This is a genomic window from Bradyrhizobium sp. (genome assembly GCF_019244115.1).
In the GTDB taxonomy this organism is placed as follows: domain Bacteria; phylum Pseudomonadota; class Alphaproteobacteria; order Rhizobiales; family Xanthobacteraceae; genus Bradyrhizobium.
On sequence record NZ_JAFATE010000689.1, the window covers coordinates 1 to 4,519 of the forward strand.

The 4,519-nt window shown below is 64.8% G+C and carries 6 protein-coding genes; all 6 read right to left on the reverse strand.

Annotated elements, in window-relative coordinates; genetic code table 11:
- The coding region (dxr, locus tag JOZ76_RS29895) for a 1-deoxy-D-xylulose-5-phosphate reductoisomerase (RefSeq protein ID WP_291704862.1) at positions 1–867 on the reverse strand (867 nt) is incomplete at its 3' end.
- Positions 868–871: 4 nt separating this feature from the next.
- A complete protein-coding gene (locus JOZ76_RS29900; RefSeq protein ID WP_291704864.1) occupies positions 872–1,741 on the reverse strand; it encodes a phosphatidate cytidylyltransferase in 870 nt (289 codons plus the stop codon).
- A complete protein-coding gene (locus JOZ76_RS29905; RefSeq protein ID WP_291704866.1) occupies positions 1,738–2,496 on the reverse strand; it encodes an isoprenyl transferase in 759 nt (252 codons plus the stop codon). The genes JOZ76_RS29900 and JOZ76_RS29905 overlap by 4 nt, the downstream gene beginning before the upstream one ends.
- 11 nt (positions 2,497–2,507) lie before the next feature.
- The gene (gene frr, locus JOZ76_RS29910; protein WP_291704868.1) at positions 2,508–3,071 is read right to left on the reverse strand and encodes a ribosome recycling factor; all 564 of its coding nucleotides are present in this window, start codon (positions 3,069–3,071) and stop codon (positions 2,508–2,510) included.
- A gap of 135 nt (positions 3,072–3,206) precedes the next feature.
- A complete protein-coding gene (gene pyrH / locus JOZ76_RS29915; protein WP_291704870.1) occupies positions 3,207–3,923 on the reverse strand; it encodes a UMP kinase in 717 nt (238 codons plus the stop codon).
- A gap of 37 nt (positions 3,924–3,960) precedes the next feature.
- Positions 3,961–4,519, reverse strand: a 559-nt coding sequence (gene tsf / locus JOZ76_RS29920) for a translation elongation factor Ts (RefSeq protein WP_291704872.1), incomplete at its 5' end; no start/stop codon positions are given.

Below are 4,519 nucleotides of genomic sequence, written 5' to 3' on the forward strand. Positions count from 1 at the left end.
TGGCCAGCCCAGGCAATGCGCGATCGGCGTGCGCATGTCGGGCGCGCCCAATTGCGCCACGACCGAGCAATCGGAAAACTCGACCATGCCGTGCACGATTGATTGCGGATGCACCAGCACGTCGATCTCTTCCGGGGCGAGCGTGAACAGACAGGCTGCTTCGATCACTTCGAGTCCCTTGTTCATCATCGAGGCGGAGTCGATGGTGATTTTCTGCCCCATGCTCCAGTTCGGATGTTTCAGCGCCTGGGCGAGCGTCGCCTCTTCGATGTCGCGGGCAGCCCAAGTGCGAAACGGCCCGCCGGAGGCGGTGATGATGACGCGAACCAGCTCCTCGCGATTGCCAGAGCCGAGGGCCTGAAACAACGCGTTGTGCTCGGAATCGGCGGGCAGAATGCAGGCCCCGGCCCGCGCCGCGCGCTGCATGAAGAAATCGCCGGCGCAGACCAGGCATTCCTTGTTAGCCAGCGCGACGGTCGCGCCGCGATCGACCGCGGCGAGCGCAGGTTTCAGGCCGGCGGCACCACTGACGGCGGCCATCACCCAGTCCGCCGGACGTGTGGCGGCCTCGATGACGGCGCTCTCGCCGGCGCCGCATTCGATCCGGGTGCCGGACAGCGCGTCCTTCAATTCGGCAAGGCGCGAGGGATCGGCGATTGCGGCAAAGCGGGCGCCGAACTCGCGGGCCAGCTTGGCCAGGGCCTGCACGTTGGAATTCGCCGTCAGCGCCTCGACCCGGTAGCGGTCGCGTGACGCCCGGAGCAGATCCATCGTCGAATCGCCGATCGAACCGGTCGCGCCGAGCACGGTGATGCTGCGCACGGCGGTCGCCGCGGCCTTGTTGTTACGCAATGGGACTGCGCTCATTGTTTCACCAGATCATGAGACCGCGGGCGATGCCATCGGCGCCGCCGCGCAGAACACCAACAATAGCCGCCAGGACAATGGCGGCAATAAATCCGTCGAGGCGGTCCATCAGACCGCCATGGCCGGGAATGAGGTGGCTCGAATCCTTGACGCCGAACCGGCGCTTGACCGCGGATTCGAAGAGATCACCGAACTGGGCGGCGATCGACAGGACTGCGGCCAGCGCAAGCAGCGGGGCGGTTCGCAGCGCAAGCAGGGTATCGCCCGGGTGCGGATCGAAGATCGCAAACAGCGCCGCGACGGCAAGGCTCGCGGAAAGACCGCCGATCGCGCCGGCCCAGGTCTTCTTGGGACTGACCTTGGGCCAGAGCTTTGGCCCGCCGATACCGCGGCCGGCAAAATAGCCGCCGATGTCGCTCGCCCACACCACCCCGAGCACGAACAGGAGTGCGATAAATCCCACCGCATCGTGGCGCACCAGCACCGAGGCCATCAGCGCCGCCGCGGCATAGCAGAATCCCGCCGCGGTCCAGCGGCGCGCCTGCCGCGAGAGCAGCACGACGGCGAGGAGACCTAACGCCAAGGCCAACCACGAGACCTCGATCCATCCGAGCCCAAGCAGCACGCCGGCAATTGCGAGCGCGATCGGCCCGCACACCATCGCAGGCCGCTCGCGCAGCGCGCCAATCACGGTCAGCCACTCGACATAAAGACCGATCGCGGCCGCTGTGACCAGCGCGATCCAGAACCAGCCGCCGGCATAGGCAGCGGCAATGGTCATGGGCGCAAGGACCAGCGCAGCCGCAATGCGCATCAGAAGATTGCGGCCGCCCGGCTCGGTTGCGGCCGCGGCTGCGGCTTTGCTGTCGCTCACGAGCCGGTTTTCGCAATCAGGCCGCCGAACCGGCGCTCGCGCCTGGCGAATTCGGCAATCGCGCCCTCGAGCGCCGCCTTGTCGAAATCCGGCCAGTGGATCGGCACGAACACGAGTTCGCTATAGGCGGCCTGCCACATCAAGAAATTCGAGAGGCGCTGCTCGCCGCTGGTCCTGATGATCAGGTCGGGATCGGGTATTTCGGGAGCATCGAGATAGCGTGACAGCGCATCGGCATCGATGGAGGCCGGATCGCGCCTGCCTTCGGCAACCTCACGCGCGAGGCGCTGCGCGGCCCCCGCGATTTCCTGCCGCGATCCGTAGTTGAAGGCGACGATGAGGTCGAGCCTCGTATTGTGGCGCGTCAGCTGCTCGGCCTCCTCGAGCAGCGCGCAGATGTCCACCTCGAGCCCCTGACGCTCGCCGATCACGCGCACGCGGACGCCGTCGCGATGCAATGTCGCCAGATCGTTGCGGATGAAACGCCGCAGCAGGCCGAACAAATCGCCGATCTCGGTCGCCGGCCGCGACCAGTTCTCCGCGCTGAACGAAAAGATGGTCAGATAGCGGATGCCGAGCTCATGGGACGCCTGCACGACGCGGCGCAGCGCGTCCACGCCGCGGCGATGACCTTCCGCGCGCGGCAGTCCGCGTGCGGCTGCCCACCGCCCATTGCCGTCCATGATGATCGCCACATGCAATGGACCCTCAGTGCCGTCAGGCCCATCCGTTGCAGGGGCTCTCGCGTTCGACATCGCCCGTCCCCTCAAACGGTGAGGATTTCCTTTTCCTTCGCCGCCAGCATCTGGTCGATCTCGGCGATCGTGCCGTCGGTCGCCTTCTGCACGTCGGCGGCCAAACGCTCCTGATCGTCCTCGGAAATCTCGTGGTTCTTTTCGAGCTTCTTGACGACGTCGAGGCCATCGCGGCGGACGTGGCGGACCGCGACGCGGGCGGCTTCCGCATATTTATGGGCGACCTTGACGAGCTCCTTGCGCCGCTCCTGGTTGAGCTCCGGAATCCGCAAGCGCAGCACCTGCCCTTCGGTCGCGGGCGAAAGCCCGAGATTGGAGTCGATGATCGCCTTCTCGACCGCCTTCACCATGGACTTGTCCCAGACCTGCACCGAGATCATCCGCGGCTCGGGCACGCTGATGGTTGCGAGCTGGTTGAGCGGCATGTGGGTGCCATAGGCATCGACCTGCACCGGCTCCAGCATCGAGGCCGACGCCCGGCCGGTCCTGAGGCCTCCGAGTTCGTGCTTGAGAGATTGCATCGCGCCCTGCATGCGGCGCTTGAGCTCGTTGATGTCGAAATTGCCCGTGGGCATCACGCTCTCCCTTTCAACTGGGTCTTTCGCTTCCAAGCTCATTCTAGCAGCCGTTTCCGGCGCTGAGACAGAAGCGAAAGAACGCTAGCAAATATATGGTTCCATTCCGGTTTTACCCGCGACTGGATCGAAAGATCAGCCCGCAACGACGGTCCCGCGGCCCCTGCCCTGCAGGATGGCACCGATCGAACCGGGGTCGGCGATCGAAAATACGATGATAGGCAGCGACGTTTCCCGGGCAAGCGCGAATGCGGTGGCATCCATCACCTTGTAGCCGCCTTCAATGGCCTGGGCGTGGGTGAGACGGTCGAACCGTTTCGCCGACGGATCCTTCTTCGGATCTGCACTGTAGACGCCATCGACATTGGTGGCCTTGAGGACGGCCTGCGCCTCAATTTCGGCGGCGCGCAGAACCGCGGTCGTATCCGTGGTGAAGTAGGGATTGCCGGTTCCACCGCCGAGCAGAACGATGCGGCCTGCGGCCAGGTATTTTTGCGCCGCAGCGCGCGTGAACAGCTCGCAGATCTCGGGCATCACGAAGGCCGACAATGTCTGCGCCGGCGCGCCCTTGCGCTCGATCGCGGCTTCGAGTGCGAGGCAGTTCATCACGGTCGCGAGCATGCCCATGGTGTCGCCGGTGGTGCGCGATACGCCCTGCGCAGACACCTCGACACCCCTGACCATGTTGCCGCCGCCGACCACCACCGCGACCTCGGCGCCGAGCTCCTGCGCGGCAATCAGATCGGTGGCGATCCGATCGACGGTCGGTTGATCGATGCCGGCAACCTGGCTGCCGGCGAGATATTCGCCCGACAGCTTGATCACCACGCGACGATAGACCGGCTCAGCCATTTTCGGATCGCTTTCCTGAATTCGCGGGAAGCTGACTTTACGCGTTCTCTTCCGAGGGCTTCTCGACTCCCTCGCCAAGGGCAAAATTCGTAAAGCCCGCGATCTTGACCGGCGCACCGATCCTGCCTTCGGCCTCCTTGAGCGCCTGGGCAACCGACTTGGCGTTGTCGTGGATGAACGCCTGATCGAGCAGACAGACCTCCTTGTAGTAGGTCTTCAGGCCGGACTCGACGATCTTCTCGATCACGTTCTCCGGCTTGCCCTGCTGACGGTACTTGTCGGCGAGCACATCCTTCTCACGTTTGACCAGCGCCGGATCGAGACCGGCGGGATCGAGCGCAAAAGGCTTTGCTGCCGCGACATGCATGGCGAGCTGACGGCCGAGAACCGCGAGTTCATCGACCTTGCCTGTGGATTCGAGAGCCACGATCACGCCGATCTTGCCGGCTCCCTCCACCACCGCATTGTGGACATAGCTCGACACCAGGCCGTTGCCGACCTCAAGCGAAGCAGCCCGGCGCAGCGTCATGTTCTCGCCGATGGTCGCAATGGCGTCGGCAATTGCGGTCTCAACCGTGACGCTGCCGACCTTGGCA

Excerpts from the sequence above, each read along its gene's own strand:
- JOZ76_RS29905 (WP_291704866.1), bottom strand. The coding sequence starts at position 2,496 with ATGTCGAACGCGAGAGCCCCTGCAACGGATGGGCCTGACGGCACTGAG.
- frr (WP_291704868.1), bottom strand. The coding sequence starts at position 3,071 with ATGCCCACGGGCAATTTCGACATCAACGAGCTCAAGCGCCGCATGCAG.
- pyrH (WP_291704870.1), bottom strand. The coding sequence starts at position 3,923 with ATGGCTGAGCCGGTCTATCGTCGCGTGGTGATCAAGCTGTCGGGCGAA.